Annotated in this window: 14 protein-coding genes; 7 read left to right on the plus strand and 7 right to left on the minus strand. The window is 33.2% G+C overall.

Going from position 1 to position 22,657, the window contains the following annotated elements; translation table 11 throughout:
* Window positions 1-460: 460 nt before the first annotated feature.
* Entirely contained in the window at window positions 461-598 is a 138-nt protein-coding gene (locus A1OE_RS04495) for a hypothetical protein (protein WP_158512543.1), read from the minus strand.
* Between the two features lie 1,575 nt (window positions 599-2,173).
* Between A1OE_RS04495 and A1OE_RS03470 the strand changes: the two genes are divergently transcribed.
* The 5 genes from A1OE_RS03470 (at window position 2,174) to rodA (ending at window position 7,870) form a co-directional block, all read left to right on the plus strand.
* Window positions 2,174-3,217, plus strand: coding sequence for a rod shape-determining protein (locus tag A1OE_RS03470; protein ID WP_015088986.1), 1,044 nt, complete (start codon window positions 2,174-2,176; stop codon window positions 3,215-3,217).
* A gap of 59 nt (window positions 3,218-3,276) precedes the next feature.
* Window positions 3,277-4,188, plus strand: coding sequence for a rod shape-determining protein MreC (gene mreC, locus A1OE_RS03475; protein WP_015088987.1), 912 nt, complete (start codon window positions 3,277-3,279; stop codon window positions 4,186-4,188).
* A gap of 8 nt (window positions 4,189-4,196) precedes the next feature.
* Window positions 4,197-4,709: a rod shape-determining protein MreD gene (gene mreD / locus A1OE_RS03480; protein WP_015088988.1), complete on the plus strand. Its 513-nt coding sequence runs from the start codon at window positions 4,197-4,199 to the stop codon at window positions 4,707-4,709.
* A gap of 5 nt (window positions 4,710-4,714) precedes the next feature.
* The gene (gene mrdA, locus A1OE_RS03485; protein WP_044283292.1) at window positions 4,715-6,685 is read left to right on the plus strand and encodes a penicillin-binding protein 2; all 1,971 of its coding nucleotides are present in this window, start codon (window positions 4,715-4,717) and stop codon (window positions 6,683-6,685) included.
* Between the two features lie 63 nt (window positions 6,686-6,748).
* Window positions 6,749-7,870 (plus strand): rod shape-determining protein RodA, encoded by a 1,122-nt coding sequence (rodA, locus tag A1OE_RS03490; RefSeq protein ID WP_015088990.1) that lies wholly within the window; start codon window positions 6,749-6,751, stop codon window positions 7,868-7,870.
* A gap of 665 nt (window positions 7,871-8,535) precedes the next feature.
* Here the strand turns inward: rodA and cysC are convergent.
* The 4 genes from cysC to A1OE_RS03510 form a co-directional block, all read right to left on the minus strand.
* Window positions 8,536-10,485: an adenylyl-sulfate kinase gene (gene cysC / locus A1OE_RS03495; RefSeq protein WP_015088991.1), complete on the minus strand. Its 1,950-nt coding sequence runs from the start codon at window positions 10,483-10,485 to the stop codon at window positions 8,536-8,538.
* Entirely contained in the window at window positions 10,436-11,230 is a 795-nt protein-coding gene (cysD, locus tag A1OE_RS03500) for a sulfate adenylyltransferase subunit CysD (RefSeq protein ID WP_015088992.1), read from the minus strand. Before cysD ends, cysC begins: the two co-directional genes overlap by 50 nt.
* Window positions 11,231-12,350: 1,120 nt before the next feature.
* Complete coding sequence (rpe, locus tag A1OE_RS03505) at window positions 12,351-13,031, minus strand: ribulose-phosphate 3-epimerase (RefSeq protein ID WP_237737652.1); 681 nt, start codon at window positions 13,029-13,031, stop codon at window positions 12,351-12,353.
* Window positions 13,032-15,920: 2,889 nt separating this feature from the next.
* Window positions 15,921-16,670, minus strand: a complete 750-nt coding sequence (locus A1OE_RS03510; RefSeq protein ID WP_015088998.1) for a competence/damage-inducible protein A — start codon at window positions 16,668-16,670, stop codon at window positions 15,921-15,923.
* 731 nt (window positions 16,671-17,401) lie between these two features.
* On the opposite strand from A1OE_RS03510, the gene sfsA reads away from it, so the two are divergent.
* On the plus strand, window positions 17,402-18,139 hold the full coding sequence (gene sfsA / locus A1OE_RS03515) for a DNA/RNA nuclease SfsA (RefSeq protein ID WP_015089000.1): 738 nt from the start codon (window positions 17,402-17,404) through the stop codon (window positions 18,137-18,139).
* A 72-nt stretch (window positions 18,140-18,211) separates the two neighbouring features.
* Window positions 18,212-19,015: a type I methionyl aminopeptidase gene (map, locus tag A1OE_RS03520; RefSeq protein ID WP_015089001.1), complete on the plus strand. Its 804-nt coding sequence runs from the start codon at window positions 18,212-18,214 to the stop codon at window positions 19,013-19,015.
* A gap of 1,151 nt (window positions 19,016-20,166) precedes the next feature.
* Here map and tmk read toward each other — a convergent pair.
* Together tmk and A1OE_RS03530 are read right to left on the minus strand one after the other, a co-directional pair.
* Window positions 20,167-20,823, minus strand: coding sequence for a dTMP kinase (gene tmk, locus A1OE_RS03525; RefSeq protein WP_015089003.1), 657 nt, complete (start codon window positions 20,821-20,823; stop codon window positions 20,167-20,169).
* Window positions 20,824-21,476: 653 nt separating this feature from the next.
* Window positions 21,477-21,950 carry a helix-turn-helix domain-containing protein gene (locus A1OE_RS03530; protein WP_015089004.1) on the minus strand — a complete coding sequence of 158 codons (474 nt, stop codon included), beginning with the start codon at window positions 21,948-21,950 and terminating at the stop codon, window positions 21,477-21,479.
* Window positions 21,951-22,657 lie beyond the last annotated feature (707 nt).

Here is a 22,657-nt window from a genome sequence, read left to right on the forward strand (position 1 = left end):
AAGTATTAGCAGTTGAGTGCAGGTTAGTTAACTGCTAAAGTTTGACATTGAAAATCTCTGATAGAGTCTTTAACTATATTAAGACTAATATATAAATTACTTTATCTTAAAATTTATAAGTAAATTTATTTAACAACATTTTAAATTGTGCACCTTATTCTCTTTTCTTTAGAAAAGAATGATTCCGATTTAACCTATAGTAGTCTTTTATCTATCTATCTGTTTGAAATAATTTTATTAATCTGTGATACTTTAAGCAACTAATTAGCGTAGTTCATCATCAAAAATGTAAAGCTAATATCATCGAATCTGCAATAAATACTGCTGTATTTAGCATGCGGCGCTTGATGCCAATCGTCCACTACATTGCTGAAGGCTTTTAAGTTAGTTTTTGATTGGCGTAGAGACATATATGCCAAATGTAATTGGTAGATTTAAAAACAATCGCTTTTCTCTCCATTCACGTCAATGGGCTCATGGAATAAACTGACGAACAACCGAAGACAGCAATTGCATTGAACACATGTTTTGGCTGAAGTGTTATCAAACAAATAACAGTGATTACGAAGCCATCATAATTATAAGTCTTGGGTTTCATTTTATTTTGCTATATACGATTCGTTAGCTAAGGCTAGAAAAGCACAATAATTTTTTTTAAGTAAAATAAGGTTTAAGTATTGAGGTTTACTAGATAAGTATTGTTACTTTCTTCAATCACATTTACAGTTTTATAAAAACGTTCTATTTTGGTATTCTAATTTTCTTTTTTTTTAATTCAAAAATTGAAAATTTTTCACGAAAAAAGTTTTTTTTTGAATATTGTAAATTAGCTCATATTTTTACATTTTTAATGTATTGCAATGATTCTGTTTATAGTATTTTTACTCTTTATTTAGTAGATTACTAGTCTTTACCCAGAGATATTATTTAATTTTAACTTCAATCATGTTATTTATTCTCTTGATAATACTTCTACTATAAAATAAAGTTATGGCTTGCGAGTTTAACTTCCTTCTGAAGAAGGTATGCTACGGATTGAAGTCATGCCCCTGCATAGGTTGCTAATTGTCGTAAGCAATTGAACCTTATTTTATAATAAGGATACACAGAGCAATATTAAAAATAATCTTAATAAATAATTAATTTGATTAATTCCTGCATTAAGAATGTATTGATTTTTAGCAAAATATTCGCTAGTATGTTGTTCATTTTATGATATTATCAAACTTGTAGCGCAGTCGAAAAAAGCTATATTAACGATTGGTAATAATTTAAATATGTATTTTCTTTATCAAGATACATATTTATATTTAACTTTTTGTTGAATAAAAAGGTATTATGTTAACTATACATATAAATCCATAAACAATTACGTACTATACTTAGTAGATAGCTAATAAATATTGCTGGTGGACAGTCTATATGAAGCTTATCTCATAAGTATTTAATACTATAGGCAATGAGTGCACTATATAAACTACCTGCAAGAAAGATATTAAATAATTTGTTATCCTGTATTGCAAGTCTGTATAGTTTGCTTGCACATGCTTGCTGCTGGTTAGCTAGGATGTGAGACAAAGGTATTTTGATATTTTAAAACAAATCAAGCTATTTTGACATTATCTATTAAATCGTTATTTCAGCTGAATTATGCGTAATTTGTGACTCTGCTTAGTACAGATAAATACTTTTTACTATTCCAGCATTATGATGCAAGAAAATATAAGGATAATATAAAATATGCCTTAGGTGCATATTTCAACGAAGCAGCACAACGCTATCAATAATTGATGACATTCAAATAATTAATTCATTAAAGTTATTTGGTAAGTCCTTGAATGTATTTTTTCTATATTAGGAATATTGCTTCTTAATTTGCACGAGATGACTATTAATCTTTAACCAATCATACGCCTAAGAGCTCTGTAAAACCGTTATATCTAAGTACTGATGTCATGATGCAGTTTGTACTTAGCTAAAGCAGCACAAAACACGCAAGGTAGCCAATTATAACTGCTGAAAAGTTAATTCTTTAAGGTACTTAAATATAAATTTGGAGCACTATTAAGTGCAGATTAATAATTCGGCATACTAGCCAAGATAACGTATTATTTTAGACAGTTATAAAATTAACCAATATGAATCGGATTGTATTATCGACGGAACTAAAACGATGTTTTTCGCCAATCTCCTCGGAATGCTTTCTGCCGACATGGCGATCGATCTTGGTACGGCCAATACCTTGGTTTACGTCAAGGGTCGCGGTATTGTTCTTAACGAACCTTCAGTAGTCGCTATCGCTACAGTTCGTGGCAAGAGGCAAGTTTTGGCAGTTGGCGATGAGGCTAAGCAAATGCTTGGACGTACTCCTGGAAATATTCAAGCAATCCGTCCTTTGCGGGATGGGGTTATCGCTGATTTTGAGGTCGCTGAAGAGATGATTAAGCATTTCATTCGTAAAGTGCATAATCGTCGCTCGTGCGCAAGCCCGCAGATTATTATCTGCGTGCCTTCAGGATCAACCGCTGTGGAACGAAGGGCAATTCAGGAAAGTGCGGAAAGTGCTGGCGCCCGTCGAGTATTCCTTATCGAGGAGCCCATGGCTGCTGCAATAGGTGCTAATCTTCCAGTTACTGAACCGACCGGCTCTATGATTGTTGATATCGGTGGTGGCACTACAGAAGTAGCTGTGCTATCTTTGGGTGGTATTGTTTATTCGCGCTCGGTACGAGTTGGTGGCGATAAAATGGACGAAGCAATAATTGCTTATATTCGCCGCAATCATAATCTTCTGGTTGGCGAAGGTAGTGCCGAACGAATCAAAAAAGATATTGGTTCAGCCTATCCAGCAGAAGATCAAACATACAATGGATGGCAAATTAAAGGTCGTGACCTTTTGAACGGAGTTCCGAAGGAAATTGTCATTGATCAGTCACAGATTGCTGACAGTATGGCTGAGCCGGTTAGTCAAATAGTTGACGCTGTAAGGGTTGCTTTGGAACAAACTCCACCGGAATTAGCTGCCGATATAGTCGATAAGGGAATTGTGTTAACGGGTGGAGGGGCATTACTTGCTAATCTTGACTTCGTACTACGTGATGTTACAGGTTTACCTGTTATGGTCGCTGACGATCCGCTCTCATGCGTTGCGCTTGGAACAGGGCGATGTTTGGAGGAAATGAAAGTACTCCAAAAAGTACTGATTGGTGCTTACTAGTGGTTTGTTAGTTAGGTACGCTCTAGCTTTCTTTTCATCTTATGAGGTGAATTGTAATCATGGCGAAGCGACCCGGATCATTTAATAGCTTAACACAACCAGTGCGCTCACTCTGGAGCTATTTTGCCTTTACAATCCTACTAATTACTAGTTTTATACTTATGTTGTTGGGGAAAGTGGATGTATTTTTGATAGATAATGCCCGTACTATAGTACTCGATGCGTTAGCGCCGGCTATAGAGGTAGCAGCTGGACCAATCTCGTTTCTTAACAAATTAATGAAACAAATCGGCGATTTGCGCTATCTTCAAGCTGAAAATTCGCGATTGATTTTAGAAAATCAGCAACTATACCGCTGGCAGCATATAGCTCAGCTATTTGAAGCCGAAAATCTAGCATTGCGTTCTTTGACGAATTTTATACCACCTAAGGATGTTGACTTTGTTAGCGCTCGGGTGATCGGCGATGGTAACGGTGTTTTTGTGCGTAACATTATGATAACCGCTGGTAATAAAGACGGGCTTACCTTAGGCAATGCTGTGGTTAGCGGCGAGGGTTTGGTAGGAGGCGTTATCGAAGTTGGTGAGTCATATAGTCGGGTATTGTTGATCACTGATCTTAACTCATCTATCCCTATACAGATTGATAGGACACGCGATCCTGGTTTGCTAATTGGTGATAATACTCGTACACCTCGTATTATCTATCTTCCTCTATATTCCCAAGTAGTGCTTGGTGATCGAATTGTTACTTCTGGTCATGGAGGCGTATTTCCATCAGGGTTAGGCGTAGGTGTTGTGACGATGGTCAATGATGGATTGATTTCTGTTACACCATTTGTCGATTGGGAAAGGTTAGAATACGTTAGCATTTTGAAAACTGGTTACGATGGCATCGCACGCTCGGATACTTCTAAACTATTGCCATCTTTGACTAGAAGACCGAAAAATCTACCATGCCCTAGTAAATAAAAAAAATCATGATGAATGTTACATTAGCTCAATTATTTAGTCTCTGGATACGTCGATCAATGCCGATGGCTTTGGTTGCTATGCTAGCTGTTATATCTGTATTTTCGATCAAAATTCCTGGGTGGGCTTCAGTAGTTCCTGACTATACTTCAATGGCTATTTTTTATTGGGCGGTATTCCGTCCAGATCTACAGCCGGTTTTACTTTTGTTTATGATCGGTTTATTAAAAGACATTATAACCGGTAATCCTCTTGGCCTAACTGCGATTAGTTTACTATTGCTTCATGGGTTAGCCTTGTCTCAGCAACGCTTTTTAGTTACGAAGCCATTTCTGTTTATCTGTTTTGCCTTCATGTTAATCCAACTTCCTATCTCTATTTTAAGCTGGCTGATGATGTCAGTATTACATTTTTGTTTAATTGCGCCAGATCCAGTCATGTATCAATATTTGATTACTGTATTTAGCTTTCCAATTATGATGTGGTTTCTTTTTCATCTTCACTGTTACGTAATTCGATAACAATAATGTTTAGGGCAAATGAACAAAACATTCGAAAGGTATTTACCCGTCGAGCCTTTATGTTAGCTTGTGGCAAGGTTGCCCTAATAGGCACTTTAGGGGCTAAGCTCTATAATCTTCAGGTAGTCGAGGGGGAGCGATACGAATTACTATCACTAAATAACCAGTTTATTAGTGAAATTATATTGCCCGTTCGTGGGCGAATTTTCGATCGTCATGGCGTAGCTCTTGCTGATAATCAAGATATTTTTCAAGTTGCAATTGTTCGTGAACGAACTAAAGACGTATGTGCAACTTTATCTGCTTTGAGTTCTATTATTGAGATAAAAGAATGGGATATTAAACGAGTCCTTGAAGATGTGAAGCGTAGTCATGCCTTTACGCCGGTAATTGTGAGGAAGAATTTAACTCGTCAAGAAATTGATCGGGTAGCGGTTAATGCTCCTTATCTGCCTGGTATATGTATTAATGTTAATTATTTACGACGCTATCCTTTCTCAGATATTGTTGTTCATATCATAGGATATGTCGCTGCTGTTTCAGAAGAAGAGCAATTGACTGGCGATCCAGTTCTTAGATTACCCAATTTTCGTATTGGCAAGAGTGGTCTTGAAAAGATGCATGAATTAGAGATACGCGGTAAAGCTGGTTGGCGAAAAGTGGAAGTCAATGCACTTGGTAAAGTTATTCGCAAGTTACCAGGTGATGAGAGTAAGGCAGGTTGTGACATTAATCTTACACTGGATATCAATTTGCAGAGATTTGCTGCTGAACGCTTGGTACGCGGTAATGCAAAATTGCTATTAATAAATGATCCTCGCGCTCAACGCGCTTTGACACAAGCTGCGCCGGCTATTCTCGATTATTATACGGATCAGCAGACAGTCCTAGTCAATTCTAATGGCAGGCTAGTAGAGGCAGAGAGTGGTGCAGTCGTAGTCATAGATGTTCGTAATGGTGCATTGTTGGTAATGGCATCGCTTCCGGGATATGATCCAAATCAGTTTAATAAGGGCTTGTCTAGTAAAGAATGGGGAAAAATATTGAATAACCCCCGTGGACCACTTAATAACAAAGCATTGTCTGGCCAGTACCCTCCAGGGTCTACTTTTAAAATGCTAGTTATGCTAGCCGCTCTAGAGTCTGGCAAGGCCAAAATGGATACAAAATTTTATTGTCCAGGTTATTTGTCGCTTGGTAATACTCGATTTCATTGTTGGCTTCATTATGGTCACGGCTGGATTGACATGGAAGAGTCTATCGCACAAAGTTGTGACGTTTATTACTATGATTTAGCTCATAGAATTGGTATTGACTGTATTGCAAATATCGCCAAACGTTTTGGCTTAGGGAAGGTGACCGGATTAGACCTTCCTGGTGAATGCGCTGGTTTGATTCCAACACGCGAGTGGAAGCTCGCAACTACTGGGGTGCCTTGGCAGATAGGCGATACGTTGGTAGCAGGGATTGGTCAAGGGTTTGATACGGTCACGCCACTACAACTTGCTTTAATGACAGCCAGATTGGTTAACGGCGGTAAAGCGGTTGTTCCGCATATAAAAATTTCTAGCAGTTCGAATCAACCTGCTGAGGATATGGGTATAAATAAAAATCACTTGGATGCTGTTTGCATGGCTATGTATCAGGCAGTAAATAGCCCACGTGGGATTGCACGTAAAATTAGGGGCGATAAGAACGACATAAAGATAGCTGGTAAAACAGGCACTGCACAAGTACGACGCATCAGTATAAATGAACGCTCCGCAGGGCATTATAATGAGAATAATAAACCATGGCGTTATCGAGATCATTCTTTATTTGTAGGCTTTGTCCCTCTAAATACACCACGTTATGCGATATCAGTTGTTGTTGAGCATGGTACTGCTGGTTTATATGCTGCAGCTCCGATTGGTGCTGATATATTACGCGAGGTAATGCGAGTTGATTTTAGGCATGATAGATTCAACGTCGTTTAACAGTAAAACGATTAACTACACTTAGCTATCTAGCTAATCGTACTTTCTTTCTGATCTAATGTTATGTATGAATCTAACCTGATTATTGCTCGTAAGCTATTATCGCTGAATTGGTTTGTAGTTTTTCTTGTTATAGCAATTTCAGCGGTTGGCTGCCTGATGTTATACTCGGCAGCTAATGGTTCTTGGTCTCCATGGGCTTATCATCACTTTATTCGCTTCGGCATCGGAATGACTATCATGTTATCGATTGCCGTTGTTGATATTCGATTTTGGATGAGAAACGCTTATTTAGGGTATATGATCATCCTCTTCTTTCTTGTCTTGGTAGATCTCATGGGCAAGATTGATATGGGCGCAAAACGTTGGATTGATCTTAGATTATTTCACTTTCAACCTTCGGAAGCAATGAAGATTTGTTTAGTATTAGCACTATCAAGATATTTTAATGGATTAACTTATGAGGAGGTTGGTAACAAACTAAAATTAATAATACCGTTGCTTATGGTTGGCATTCCAGTTTTTCTCGTCTTAAAAGAGCCAGACCTTGGCACGGCGTTAATTATGATTGCTGAGTCAGCGGCGATTTTTTTTCTTGCAGGAGTACGCATTTGGAAGTTTTTTGCCTTTATCACAATTGCTATACTCAGCTTTCCGTTAAGCTGGCGGTTTTTGCGCGCATATCAACAAAACCGTATACTGACTTTCTTTAATCCGGATAGCAATCATACTAGCACCGGCTATCATATTTTACAATCCAAAATTGCCCTAGGCTCTGGTGGAATATTCGGGAAGGGTTTTCTGAAGGGAAGTCAGAGTCATTTAAATTTTCTACCCGAAAAACAGACAGACTTTATTTTTACTATGCTAGCCGAAGAGTTTGGTATGGTTGGTGCTTATTGCTTAATTGGGCTTTATGTATTAATACTAGCGTATGGTTTTTCTGTCGCTATGCGCTCATGTAGTCAATTTGGTCGTTTGCTAGCACTTGGCATAACTACAACCCTTTTTCTCTATTTATTCATTAATATTGCTATGGTAATTGGGTTAATACCGATAGTTGGTGTACCGCTACCAATGCTTAGTTATGGTGGTACAGCAATGCTGACTATAATGATTGGTCTAGGATTATTGCTTGGAGTATCTGTGCATCGATATGTACGTGTAAGCCATTATGGGTATTAAAAATATCTAATATTCCTATTAATCACCCACTGCAGTATCTGCATAGATTAACTATTTTTTCTAGTTTTCAAAATAGCGAAAAATTAACCATTGCCTAGTTACTAATATTATTGAATTCTACAGTCATCAATAATCGTATGTTAGTATAGTTTTTATATTCTTTGTTAATTTTTACTCATATCCGTTTACGAAACATTTTCTGTAGAAAATTCTTTGCTATACTTAACACTTCAAGATTACGCGTCTAATTGTAATAAACTTTAAAATATAGTAATTTTTAGTTCATTAGTATACCTGCACGCATTTATCTTTAAAGCAGTTCTATTTAACGCATTTACTTAAATCTTTGAAACAAACTTATTAGATAGTAATAATGAAACAATTTAGCTAGCTAAATTATGATAAATTTAGCTAATAAATACAAATTATATTTATTTACTTAACTAAGTCAATTTGCACAAATGCAGTTATCTAAAAAATAAATGAGCAAGCCATAATGAATATCATATGCATGCTCTACTGCTAATTGATTATCTCTTTACACGACAATTTTTATTTATAAATACACATTAGGTAGATTAAAATCTTAAATGCACCTAAGTTATCTAACTGTATTTAAAGAATAACGCTCTTACAGTAATGATGCGAAATTCCACAAGCGTATGCTACTCATTGTTTTCAAGAGCAAACTTTGCTTGAATATAACTAAGCATTTTTTCAATAGACTGGTTTATAGATTGTTTACATGTATTGACCTCTACTTCTGGAGAAGAAGGTACCTCATATGGCGAGGAAATACCAGTAAATTCAATAATTTCTCCATTATTTGCTTTTTTGTATAGCCCCTTTGGGTCACGTTTCTTGCAAGAATCTAGGCTGGCATTAACATAAATCTCGTGAAATAGACTAGGCATGAGCGCTCGAGCACGAGCGCGATCGGAGCGATATGGCGAAATAAATGCTGTTATCACTAAAACGCCTGAATTAGCAAATAAACGAGCTATTTCTCCTACACGACGGATGTTTTCATGTCGGTCTGAGGGAGAGTATCCGAGATCAGCTGATAAGCCAGAACGAATATTATCACCATCAAGTACACACACTTGCCAACCTTTTCGAAACAGTATATTTTCCAGCTCCAAAGCTAAAGTTGATTTACCTGAACCAGATAGTCCGGTCAACCAAAGTACGCCAGATTTGTGGCCATTTGCTCTCCAACGATTCTCTATGGTTACATGATCCTCTACAGAAGGAATTTGTTGCAATGATTTATAGCTAATTAAACCTAATTCCTGAACTTTATCTATAAAAACTAATCCACCAGCTACCATATCGTAGCCGTCAAATAATACAAAGCGCCCCAAGTGTGGGTTAAAGGTAAATTCATCTAAATACAACATAGCGCGGGTGTGTAAAACAACTTCACCGATCATGTTACGCTCAATTTGATTACCTGAATGCTCTGATAAATCAAATATATCGATTACTTTTTCAATCTTAAACACTTCCACTATACGTTCAATAGTAGTTAGCTTTAACTTATAGTACCGACCTAACTCCAAAGGAGTATTGGCAAGCCAAAAGATACGTGCACGAAAAAAATAAGTTTGTACCGGAGGATTAGTCTTGTGACTAGCTAAGAAGCCGCGTTCAACAAAGATATGATCTTCTAAGGTAATGCCAACACATTGACCAGCTGAAGCTGCTAAAACTGGTAATTTAACTCCCCATGCCTCTATGGAGCGCACTTTAGCAGTAGAGTTATTTGGAGCAAACATCAAGGTATCACCAACTTTTAACTTCCCGCTTTCGATCCGACCGGCAATAATCCGGCGTTCATCAAACTTATAGATATCTTGAATTGGTAAACGTAGTGGTAGTTCCATTGGCATTGGCTTAGGCCAAAAAGCATCAAGAGAGGACATCAATGTAGGACCAGTAAACCAAGACATATTTTGCGACCTATGTACAAGTCCATCACCATAACGAGCTGATACTGGCAATATAGTCGTTGAAATAATTCCCACTTTTTTAAGATGTTTGTTGACTTGGAATCTGAGTTCATCAAATCGTTCCTTTGAATAATTAACCAAATCCATTTTGTTGATTGTCACCAAAACACTATCAAAACCAAGCCAACGTAAAATGTAGCTATGAACACGTGTTTGATCTTGTACTCCTTCTTTAGCATCAACTACCAATATAGCAGCATCAGCTGATGCTGCTCCGGAAATCATATTATTTAGAAATTCCTTGTGGCCTGGTACGTCAATAACAGCATATGATTTCGTAGGAGTTTTAAGGAATACCTGTGTTGTCTGGATAGTAATACCCTGCTCTCGTTCAGTTCGCATTGCATCCAATACAAACGCCCATTCCATTGGCATACCGCGACGTTTGGATATAGCTTTCAACAATTCTATCTTGTCATCATGCAATGCACCAATATCTTGCATTATACGACCAATCATAGTAGATTTTCCATGATCGATATGGCCAGCGATGACCAGTTTAATTTGTTCCATATTGCTAATTGTAATAGTGTTTTCGTCAGAGCAAAATTTTTTACATATAACCAGCTGAACGCAAGAGTTCAAAAGCGTCTTCAGTTTCATAATCCATCATACGCCCACTACGTTCTGCTATCTTAGTAACCAACAACTCAGCAATGATTTTCTCTATTGTATCAGCATTGCTAGTTACCGGTTTAGTAATATCCATATCGCCAAGCGAACGATAGCGTTTACCGTTGTGGGCAAAATATAGGGGTACCACTGGAATACTTTCTCGCTGTATATATAACCATATATCCAGCTCTGTCCAATGAAGTAGCGGATGAATACGAATATGATTTCCGGGCAGTAACTTAGTCATAAAATGATCCCAAAACTCTGGAGGCTGATCACGAAAATTCCATTCAGCATTTTCACCTCTCGGACTAAAAATGCGTTCTTTTGCACGAGTAGATTCTTCGTCACGTCTGATACCAACAATAACTGCTTGTAGTTCCAATTCATGAATCAATCGCTTCAGTGCTTCGGTCTTACGTGCAGCAGAACGAACAGATACTGTTAAAGTTGGGTCAATTTCTTCAATTGGTGGACACTCTTGACGAATAAAATTTAAATTCCAATTTTTAGTGTATTTTTTTTGAAATGAATACATGTCGGGGAATTTCTTTCCTGTATCACAAAACACGACAGGACAGGGTATATGGCCAAAAAAGGCTTTTTTAGCTAGCCATAGCATCACATTAGAGTCTTTACCCAACGACCATAGCATCACCAGGCGATCAAATTTATTGAACGCTTCACGCAAAATATAAATGCTATACGCCTCGATGAAATCGAGATGATCCATAAAAGTAATTATTTCTAGTTGTCATTGTGTTATCGATAACTTCAATCACGGGGTGATTGTTAAAGAAATATAAAGCCTATTTCAATGCTGAAAATTAGCTGCATAAAGCTAGAGTAACTATTTTTAAGTATAGTATCATTTTTTTTTGAAAACAGGAATATTACTGATAAAATATAATAAATACAATAAATAATCAGCAAATTTTTCTTATGTGGATTAGCTATATATCAACAAAGTAAATGCTTTATATTTTCCATATAAGAAATCCTATTCTTCTTTTAGAAAGAGTAGTTTTAGGTTTATTATAAATGCCCTTCTAAGAAATTTCAATCTAGCAAAATTATTCTGTTAAGTAAAGATCGGCTAATTACTTGAATTATTGTTTATGCAATAAATAATAATTATTTTTCTATACAATAAATTTTGTCTGCTTTGGTAGGATTGAGCGGAATCTTTCCTATTTATTCACCATTAGAATAAGCTAGGATTTTTTAGTTAGCATAACTGTCAAAGCAGGTAGTAATACTATACGTAAAAAAGTAAACTATATGTATAAGCTAGTTTAGTTAAAACATAGTTAAATTTAATTTACAAATAGTTATGTATTATAGGATTATATAATTCATATTTTTTTTATATATTCTACAAGATTATCTTTTCACTTATTCTCATTTAAACTTAGATAGTTTAAATGAGAATAAGTTTTGTATTAAATTTTATACAAAAAATTCTTATTGCATTGAACTTATAACACAATATTTAATTAATCGTAGATCAAAATTGCTTTGTTCTTTAACAAAATTAATAGATTATAAATAATTCACTATTATGTATTTCTCGCTCAAAAAATGAGTTTTATCTCAAATTTTAATATATTAAAAATATTCAATAAAACTTTATACTATAAAATTGCTTGCACAAATAAAGCTAGATCTGTAATTTAGCTGTTAACTTTACATAGAATAAAAATATAAAGCAATAATAAATAATTGTGAAATATACAGATTTATTTACGTAATTCCTAATTTTTAGCTGCTCTAACGAGCAGAACGCACCTCAATAATAAGTAAACTAAGCTAAAACAAAAAAATCAATAACTAATAGTTCATCTATCTGAATTTTATAGCCGCATCGCAGCAATATTAGATGCATAAGCCTCTCTGCCACCTTTAAAGGTGGCAGTACCAGCAACTAGGACATCAGCTCCAGCAGCTACAACTCGCCTTGATATATCAGCTGTAACCCCTCCATCAACCTCCAAGTGAATAGGATAGTTACTAGCATCAATTCGCTGCCGTACCGCGGTAATCTTCTTAAGCTGAGAAACAATAAAATTTTGACCACCAAAGCCAGGTTTAACAGTCATTACCACAATTAAATCCACAATGTCTAGCAAGTTATTTAACGTTTTCAATGATGTATCTAAGCTGAGTGCTATTCCAGCCTTTACGCCCAAAGAACGAATAAGCTGTAAGGTACGATGAATATGAGTACAAGCTTCCGGGTGTATGGTGATAATATCTGCGCCAGCTTCAACAAAGCCTTGAAGATATGCTTCCACTGGCGAAATCATTAAATGGACATCAAAAATTTTTGACGTATAAGGGCGTATCGCTCTAACAATTGCTGGTCCCATAGATATGTTTGGTACTAAATGCCCATCCATTACATCTACATGTATCCAATCCGCTCCGGCAGCATCAACGACCCGAATCTCCTCTCCAAGCTTAGCGAAATCAGCGGCAAGAATTGAAGCAGCGATCAGCGGAGCATTAGCCATTGATGCATGCAAGGGTAGCATGTTGCCCTATTATTCTCAAGCAATTGAGCTAACTTATTAGCCTAGTTTTAATATAGTAAAGTACTCTAATAAAGAATGCTAGTGTAGATACAGTGCTAAAGCAATACTTTTTACAAATCAAGAGTAGTTTAATTATCATGCATAATGCTGCTGTTAAAAACAACAATCATCGTACTCAATAAGATATCAAATTATATTATTGAAAATAAAAATTGTTAAATGCACTATATTTTAATACAGGGAAGCTTAATTTTGCGTTAAAACTGTAATCATATAAAAGTAGTGTCTTAAGTAATTTTATAGTCTTGAGATATATATAATTAAGATAGTATGACGAGATTTGTTTATTTTACTTTAAATTATGGCAAAATGATTGTAATAAATTTTGCGCTTGATTGTTTAATCAATCAATTCTTGCATTGACTAGAGTGCTATAATAGTTGGAGCTTTCTTTAGAAAAGAAGTATCAAATAGCACTTCTTAATGAAGTGATGCTAATTTAAAAAAAACAATAGATAGATTAATCCTCAAACAGATTGATTAATATATTAGTAAATTAAATTACCAAGAGTAAGATACGATTGGGTTATTTGTAAAAAATAGCTAATTGTTATTCTCTAATATACCTATTGGCGCAAGGATAATTGTTAATTATTATCCTTTACTTTTTTCTGTAAAAATTCAATCTAGATAAAAATATGAACTATAACTGCTACTGATATAAGTTATGTAAAAAAACAACTAAATCAGTCGTTTGTGCAATACAAGCCTTATAAAAAGATGCTAATATTTTTGAAAAGGATTTTCAAATACTAAGATTTGGAGAGATAGAATTAATTGATTAATAGCTTTCTTACCTAACTTGATTAAAAATTTATTTAGATACGGTAATTATTTTCTTCTGCTTGTTCAGAGTATTACACCTTAGTGTATATTAGATTAGCTTATTGATACAAGCTAAAAGCAATCTAAAAATTACCATTTAATATAATGGAATGATACCAAAGTGAAATGTATAAAAATGGCGAAAATAAATTGCAATCCTAGGAATTAGAATAACAAACCGGGTAATTCTTTAAAGGCGATATTTTTATAAATCTATGAACTATGATTAGAGTTATTTTTTAAGTATATTATACTGCATTCACTTTGAGTTATCTTAAAAAAAAATCATTATCAAATATAAATCACACGAACGAAACTTCAATTAATTTTAAAAAATGTTTAAACTTTTCGCTTGGAGCAAAATTCCTAGGAAATTAGAATTAAAACATCAATCAATTCGATAATAGTATAGCGAGATAACGTAATAAAGAAAAATGCAAGCTTCATTCATTGCTTAAATCGCCAGCAAAATATCATTTTTTTTTTTGAAATAGTGGCAAAAACAACAACAACGTAAATATTATTTTCATTAAGCATTAGCAATCTAGCCATAAGTTAAAAAACTATGGTTGTATTATTAATAAGACATGTAAAAAATTCAAATTTAACAGCAAATTTAAGTGAAATGCAGATTTCAATAAATCTCTTTCAGCAGTTTCCGATTGCCTTGCATGATTTAGACGAAACAAAAGCTTTGTAGTACTTAAAGAGATTATCATAAAAAAATTTAAATTATAAAAATTTGCTTTGCAGAAATAGTAGAAATTATCTAAATAATTTTAGAATTTTTTGTTTAATCATTGCAGAAAAAGATATAGTGATTATCAGATACTATCAAAAATAAACAAAACCTGTCATTATTAAGCTTAGTAATAATGAAATAAACTTTAAAACATTATACTTTTAAATTCAACTGGAAACCTAACCATCAAATACTCAATATAATTAAATTAAGCGATTAATGTAAAATGCAAATACACTCATTCATTTAACGTAACACAGCAAAAAAACTGAATTGTTTTCATCAATTCAAGTATTGATTTTTTAAAAAATTATAGTGGATAAAGTATGTTTTATCTAGTATTAGATTAGAAAATAAAAATAATAAAAATAAATTAATATTTAAACTTTAGGTTAATAACTAAATTTTATAGGGCTAATACAGTACGTACTATGTAAATGTACTGAATAATTATGAAAGAAACTATTAATTTTTTTTGACAGATAGCTATATACTCAACAAGTATATGAATAGAAATTATATTAAGGCAGATTTCTTTAATTGACTAAAAACTATAAACATCTATCTTCCTAATTAAAATCAAAAGTATTGAGATAATAATATTATTTTAAAATAAATTATTTCTTGTTAATCAAGTTTTTATTCTAAGGTTAGAGTAAAAAACTAAAGAATAGTTATATCAATTTTTAAGATTAAGAGAATAATGTTAAGAAAATATTGTTATAAATCAAGTAATTAGTTTATAACACAGAAAATAAAATATATAAAAATTTTTTTTTGAATCTACCAGTAAATAATTGTTAAATTAATACTTACCAATTAAAGTAAAATCAAAAAATCTCTGATATTAATATTTTACTTTGTACTCGCAGTGAGTTAAAATCTCACATATCATCGGATATTTATTAAATTTACAAGTTTTAATTATGTTTAAAGCTTATCAAGGTAAGATATTAAAACTACTAATTAATTTTTAGCAAAAACCTCTTATATTTAAAAATACTAATTCACTTATTACTAAGCTAGCTAAGCCAATAAAATCTTAATCTTGTAATAAGATAATAAAACATACATCGAAGTATAGCGTATAAAATACCAAATTGCTTAAATAGTTAAAAAAAAACGAAGCCTTTCTAAAAAAAATTTTTATAGATATTATTATCTTTCACCATTCAAATTTAGCGCTAAATAAAATATTATAATATTTGACATCTGTTTTATGTTTTACTTAGGGTACTAATCTCCTTATCCATTTTAGTAAGCTAGCCACCTAAGGAATGAATAAGTTTACGAACTACCTCTGTAGCCTTTTCCAGCTTTACCTCGTCGATACCAGATAGAACCAGGTTAGTGCTTAAAATACCAGTTTCTTGCAGATGAGGATAGCTACCAATCTCGATATCAGGGAAAGTGGACTGTATCTTACCTAGATCATGAGCAATAACACCTTCTCCCACCATACATGACACTGTACGTGAATACACCATAGGACCGCCATTCAGCACTAGCTTTAACCTATCAAACATCGCACGCAAGATATCTGGCATACCAGGCATAACATGCACATTTTTTACTATAAAACCTGGTGCTACAGAAACTGGGTTATTGATTAGCTTCGCGCCAACTGGCAATTCAGCCATCTTTTGGCGAGCAACGTTGAATTCTACTCCGTTACTGGCATAGTAAGAAGCAAGCAGTCTCATTACCTCGACATTTTGCTCTATTGGTATATTAAAAGCCTTAGCAATACTAGCAGTAGTAATATCATCATGAGTACTTCCAATACCGCCCGAGGTAAAAACATAAGTGTAACGATCAGCAAGAGCAGTAACAGCTTCAATTATTGCAAGTTCTTCATCTCTTACCAACCTAACCTCAAATAAACGAATGCCTCTCTCCATTAGATTCTTAGCGATGTACTCAATATTTTCATCTTTCGTATATCCAGAAAGAATTTCGTTACCTATAACCAATATAGCAGCTGTGATAGTCGCTGGCATCGTATCAATCATTTATTGCTCTAAATAAAATTTAAAAAACCATTATTGCGTAATCGTAACAAATAATTCTGATTTTATCAAATTATCTCCTCATAGGAACTCGGCTGCGTTAGTTATACATTGAAATCAAATTATAACTCCAGAAAACAAATAACTGTTTAAAATCTTTAATTTTAATAAATCCATTTAAACGATTATTTGACTAATATAGTATTTATTTTCATTATCAAATAGATGAAATTTCTTATTTCTTGCGATACTAATAATCACTAATTGCAATTTAGATAAATTATACATTGATATTACTTAAAATACTGTTTTAATTTTTCTTATTGTATTCGTAATAAAATAAGGTAAATAATTTTAGCAAAATTACATAATTCTTAACTAGTAAATTCCAATAACAAAGATACAATGATATTTTTACTATATAATACAAATGCCAATGGATAATTTTAAGTAAAATAAACTAAGTGTTATTAGTAGCAATGTGGCATAAATTGAGTACTTTTTTGTTTCCCAGTATATTATTGTAATTGATAAAATACTAAGCTAAAATTTATAGATTTCGATAATATATTACTATTGACGTGAAGTATTATTTAGCATAGATAGATTATCATCCCTGTAACGAGCATAGATAAGCACTTGCAAAGTGATGATTGAAATTGCTTCTTACTTTGTTTATTAACATTTTAATTACTTGAAAAATGAATACTGATGCAACTATATAAAGTGAATTTTTGCTTGAATATCATTTTGCCGTGAAGTTACCAGATAATCTACAAGAGGGCCGATTAATTAAGCGTTATAAACGCTTTCTAATTGATGTAGATCTAGGTAATAATAATATAGTTACTGCTTATTGTCCTAACCCTGGCGCTATGACCGGACTAATCAATCCTGGAATGCGAGTCTGGCTATCTCGTTCGCGCAATTTTAAAAATAAGCTACCATACACACTCGAACTTGTAGAGAGTAATAATAGTAGTATAGTAGGAATTCATACGGGTCGGGCAAATGCTATAGTGGAAGAGGCAATTGTACAGGGGGTAATTCCTGAAATCGTTGGTTATAAAACTTTACGACGTGAGGTAAAATACGCGCTGCACAGTCGTATCGACATATTATTGGAAACACCTTTTCAACCACGGTGCTATGTAGAAGTAAAAAATGTTAATTTGATCCGCTTTACTGCTCAAAGCCCTAGTTATTATGAATTCCCCGACAGTGTAACTTCGCGCGGCGCCAAACATCTCGACAATCTAGCAGCAATGGCTAGGATTGGTAATCGTAGCATAATAATATTCTGTATTCAGCGATCCGATAGTAATTGCATGACATTGGCGCGCGATATTGATCCTAAATATGGATTAGCCTTCGATCTTGCTCGTGAAGCAGGAGTAGAAGCGATGGCTTGGGAGTGTAAAGTTAATCTAACGGAGATTGTATTAAAACGTTCTATACCTATTGTGGCATAGTCTTTAGGTATTATTCTTTATAGCTAAAAGCACGATACATCCATGATACTTTAATTAATAAGGATTTTTTTCATGCAACTTACTACTGAATCGCGTCGTATTGTGCGCCATGTGGATGAAGATTTTGAAAGCATGCGAAAAGTTGGGCGCTTAGCAGCAGAAATTCTTGACATGATAACTAACCATGTTGTACCTGGCGTCAGTACCGATACATTAGATCACTTATGTCTTCAAATGACTTTAGATAATGGCGCTACTCCTGCTCCACTTGGTTATAATGGATTTCCAAAATCGATTTGCACATCAATCAACCATGTTGTGTGCCACGGTATTCCTAGCAACCGTAGGCTGGAAGAAGGTGATATTGTTAATATAGACGTAACCGTTATCCTTGATGGTTGGTATGGCGATACCAGTCGAATGTATTTGGTCGGTGAAAAAATATCTGTAAAAGCTAGACGTTTAGTAGATGTAACCTATGATGCTATGATGCTAGGTATTGAAGCAATTAGTCCTGTCATGCGTCTAGGTGCTATAGGTCATTGCATTCAAGCATTCGCAGAAGCGAATAGTTTTTCTGTAGTGCGTGATTTCTGCGGCCATGGTTTAGGACGTACATTTCACACGGTACCGAGCGTACTGCATTATGGCCAAGCAGAGCAAGGCATTTGTCTAGAAAAAGGTATGTTTTTTACCGTTGAACCAATGGTCAACGCCGGTAAATCTTCAGTAAAAATTCTATCCGATGGTTGGACAGCGGTAACTCGTGATCGTTCTCTTTCAGCTCAGTTTGAACATTCGGTTGGAGTGACAGAAACCGGATTTGAAATATTCACTTTATCACCTAACGGTTACACAAAGCCACCTTATCTCTAAATAAAATTTATATTTTAAATACTTTTAGATCAAAAATAAAACAGAGTTTGAGCTATTTATTACCAAATTGCATGCATAAGAACCATTGATCAAATCTACATTTGAACTTCATTTCTTCCAAATTAACTAGTTCGTAAACGCTTTTACGTCCGGTATAGCTATAATCATTGTGCTTACTTTGTAAAGTAGCTACTTCATAAAGTATGATAGACATAAAGCTAATACAATAATTGTTTTTTGTTTTTTGCGAAGAGCACAATGATAGATTGTAAAGTTATCAAAATATTCATACTTCATGCAAAGTACCGAAGATTTTTCAAAAATCACTAGTATAATAAATGATATTTTGAATTGTTAAAAATAATTAAATGTTTGCACAATTAAAATCTTAACAAGAGTAATACAAGTTATTCTATTGGACCTAAGATAATATCAGTAGCCTTAATAAGGAAATAGCTTATATTTGCTTATTAAAATGAAATCGAAATAAAATACTTTAGCATTATTAATTTATTGTAACGCGTACGTAAGTATTAGAATGCTAAAATACTTACTTTAGTAAAAATAGCCACTATGAATAAATTTTACCTTGATTTATATATAAGTATCCCCTTGGATGGCAAATTTACGCAAAAAAAGATAAAATCTAACTAATGTTAGATTTTATCTTGACTGTGTTTTATAATTAATGATAGTAAAAATCTGCTTAATTTAAATTATAATAAATGCAATTATTAAACATCATAATATCTTATATACAATTAAGATCTATAGACTATAGATCTTAATTGTAATGTTAACTCTTCTTTAATGAATTTTATGCAAAAAATTATAGTACTGATGCATATGCTTTTAATTAATAATAAAATTAATTACGCTTGTAAATAGACCTAAAATCATTATCTAAATATTATTAGTAACGCTAAGATATGTAATTTATTTAATAAATTTGTCAAATTATTAGTCAGATATTCTGCAAATTAGTATAAATCTACTTAGATTTAATAAAAATTATAATATGTTTAAATCTATGTTGAAATTAATACTTAATTTTTATAAATCAGCTATAGTAACAGCAAATTATACAATGTATAACTAACTTTATCTTGGTATCAAGCGTAAATTTCGTAACATTAAGTACTTTAAGCATATTAATTTTTATATTTAATCTTATTCTTTAAAAGATTGGATACCACAGAACTAATCTCCATGGCCACTCTTTTTGGTGATTGAGTAGCATCAATCAAAGCGCAACGTTCTGGCTCAGTCATTGCTAAATTAAAAAAACCATTAGCAACCCTAGCATGAAAAGCACTATCCCTACGATCAAACCTTGTTTTTTTACTTTTCCGCCGCTTAATTCGTTTTAATCCTATAAGTGGATCGATATATAAAATCAAAGTTAAATCTGGACGAAGACCTTCAACTGCCATATTAATTAACGTACGTAGAATATCTAGTGGTATACCACTACCTGCACCTTGATAAACGAGGGTGCTATCCAAAAATCGATCACAAACCACCCAATCTCCACGCATTAATGCAGGACGAATCTTACGAACTACGTGATCACGTCGGGCTGCATTAATAAGTATAGCTTCGGTGATCTCGTCCCACTTATCTAGTTCACCTAAATTCAACAAGCTACGGATTTCTTCTGCTCCAGGTGAACCGCCAGGCTCTCGAGAGCATATCACACTGATACCGCGAGCAGCTAGCCAATCACGCAAGAAAGCAATCTGTGTAGATTTACCGGCACCTTCACCTCCTTCTAAAGTGATTAAACATCCTGGATAGTTATATTGCATTTCATTTCCAATCACTAGCAGTTAATCTAACTAGATACCACTAAGTTCATACATTAATAAAATAATAAATATATCAATATTCTATACTTTATAGAATACCGCTCTGGTATTTAATTTATACAGTCTATACTTTACTAGTAAAGTAATTATATTTTAAAGTTGTTAAAATCTTATCATCAGCAAGGTAATACAATAAAAAATTAATTTTTATGTAAGAATTACATAAGTAATAATATTATAATCAACCAGAGTTTTGCTATCTTAGAGGTATATAGATTAGCCATAATTCCTACTTTGCCTCGAATACGTGCTCAGTAATAAATTATACTACGTAAAGTATTAAAAAAGATTATTACTGATTTATGCTTTAGAATTATTTAGCAAGTATTTTTACTTTGCTTAAAAATAAAACGAAGCATAGTGCTGGCTTATAAAAAATAAGCTGCATTACTGAATATTATACCAGTGTAATATTATATAATTGCGATAAGTAATTAATTATCAGTGTTAATTATAAATTGATCTAAGTTACGAAAACATCAATATAAACAACAAACTAGTACAGTAAATTTTCATCTAATACATAACAATCTAATCTTTTTAGTAAAAGATTTATCATTTTTGCTTTAGAAAAACAGAAAATAATGTAAAAATTAACTCTCTTCTAGTAAAGCAACTGCAACTGATTTTACCATTTCGCTGATGTGCTTGCGCAGGTCTGAATTTTTGATAGAATAATAAGCACTGACTAACTCTAATGTCTCATGACGAAACATCAGGTCAGTAGTATTTTCTTCATGTTTATTGTAAGCTAAACGAGTCTTCATAAGATGAGGTGAGTGTGCTATAGTATCATCAGATATGTCATCAAAAAAAAAGCTAACAGGTATATCAAGTATCTGAGCAATATCCCATAGGCGAGAAGAGCTAATTCGACTGCTACCGCTTTCATACTTTTGGACTTGCTGAAAGGTTATATTTAGTGCCTCGCCTAATTTCTCTTGGCTCATTCCTAGCAGAGTACGACGCAGCCTAACACGACGACCAACATGAATATCAATGGGATTATTATTGGTAATTTGATAATTATTATCACCATAATACTTATATGATTCCACTTTGGTCATGGAAATGCCTTAAAATCATTTAAATCAAAACAAAAAATCTAATAATCACTTTCTTACTGGATAATTAAACCATTCGTTACTAATTGTTTTAACTGAAATTAATACTAGCTTTGCTAAAAATTTCTGCAGTCAAATTATAACAGTATAAGAAAAAAAACAAACAATACTCGATATCGATTAATAATTTTACTAAAATTCATTACTGCAATCGTTTCTTTTATAAATAACTTTAGCAATATCAGTAAAAATAAATTTATTTTTACTGATATTGCACCATACTACGAAATTCTATAATAAATTGAATTTTACATTCAAAAAGAAAATTAAAATCCACCAACCCTTCCGGATGCTTTATTAGAGAAAAATTTTACTTTAAATTATGATAGAAGTAAATAATTTAGTTGAATAAATTTGATGTTTTGATGATTTTAAATTACTGTAGCATATAGGTAAAATAATAAATCAACTTAAAGGATTTTACTAAACCGTCAAAAAGTATCTTTCGTAATACCAATTAAAAATTGTTTTATTTACCTGATTGCTTTTAAGTAAATTATAACTGCTGTAATGGAATTAAGTAACTGCTTGTAAGATTGCAGCAATAGCATATTTATTTAATAGCTTAATGCAAGATTTGCTAATAAACTATTCTAAAATTATTTTATTAGCTAAGGTTACAAAAAGATCATCAAAGATTTCTTTGGAAA

Source organism: Candidatus Endolissoclinum faulkneri L2, assembly GCF_000319385.1.
Taxonomy (GTDB): Bacteria; Pseudomonadota; Alphaproteobacteria; order Thalassobaculales; family Thalassobaculaceae; genus Thalassobaculum; species Thalassobaculum faulkneri.

Coding starts and splice junctions, on each gene's coding strand:
- A1OE_RS04495 (WP_158512543.1), bottom strand. CDS start 598: ATGAAACCCAAGACTTATAATTATGATGGCTTCGTAATCACTGTTATT.
- A1OE_RS03470 (WP_015088986.1), top strand. CDS start 2,174: ATGTTTTTCGCCAATCTCCTCGGAATGCTTTCTGCCGACATGGCGATC.
- mreC (WP_015088987.1), top strand. CDS start 3,277: ATGGCGAAGCGACCCGGATCATTTAATAGCTTAACACAACCAGTGCGC.
- mreD (WP_015088988.1), top strand. CDS start 4,197: ATGATGAATGTTACATTAGCTCAATTATTTAGTCTCTGGATACGTCGA.
- mrdA (WP_044283292.1), top strand. CDS start 4,715: ATGTTTAGGGCAAATGAACAAAACATTCGAAAGGTATTTACCCGTCGA.
- rodA (WP_015088990.1), top strand. CDS start 6,749: ATGTATGAATCTAACCTGATTATTGCTCGTAAGCTATTATCGCTGAAT.
- cysC (WP_015088991.1), bottom strand. CDS start 10,485: ATGAAACTGAAGACGCTTTTGAACTCTTGCGTTCAGCTGGTTATATGT.
- cysD (WP_015088992.1), bottom strand. CDS start 11,230: ATGGATCATCTCGATTTCATCGAGGCGTATAGCATTTATATTTTGCGT.
- rpe (WP_237737652.1), bottom strand. CDS start 13,031: ATGCTACCCTTGCATGCATCAATGGCTAATGCTCCGCTGATCGCTGCT.
- A1OE_RS03510 (WP_015088998.1), bottom strand. CDS start 16,670: ATGATTGATACGATGCCAGCGACTATCACAGCTGCTATATTGGTTATA.
- map (WP_015089001.1), top strand. CDS start 18,212: ATGCAACTTACTACTGAATCGCGTCGTATTGTGCGCCATGTGGATGAA.
- tmk (WP_015089003.1), bottom strand. CDS start 20,823: ATGCAATATAACTATCCAGGATGTTTAATCACTTTAGAAGGAGGTGAA.
- A1OE_RS03530 (WP_015089004.1), bottom strand. CDS start 21,950: ATGACCAAAGTGGAATCATATAAGTATTATGGTGATAATAATTATCAA.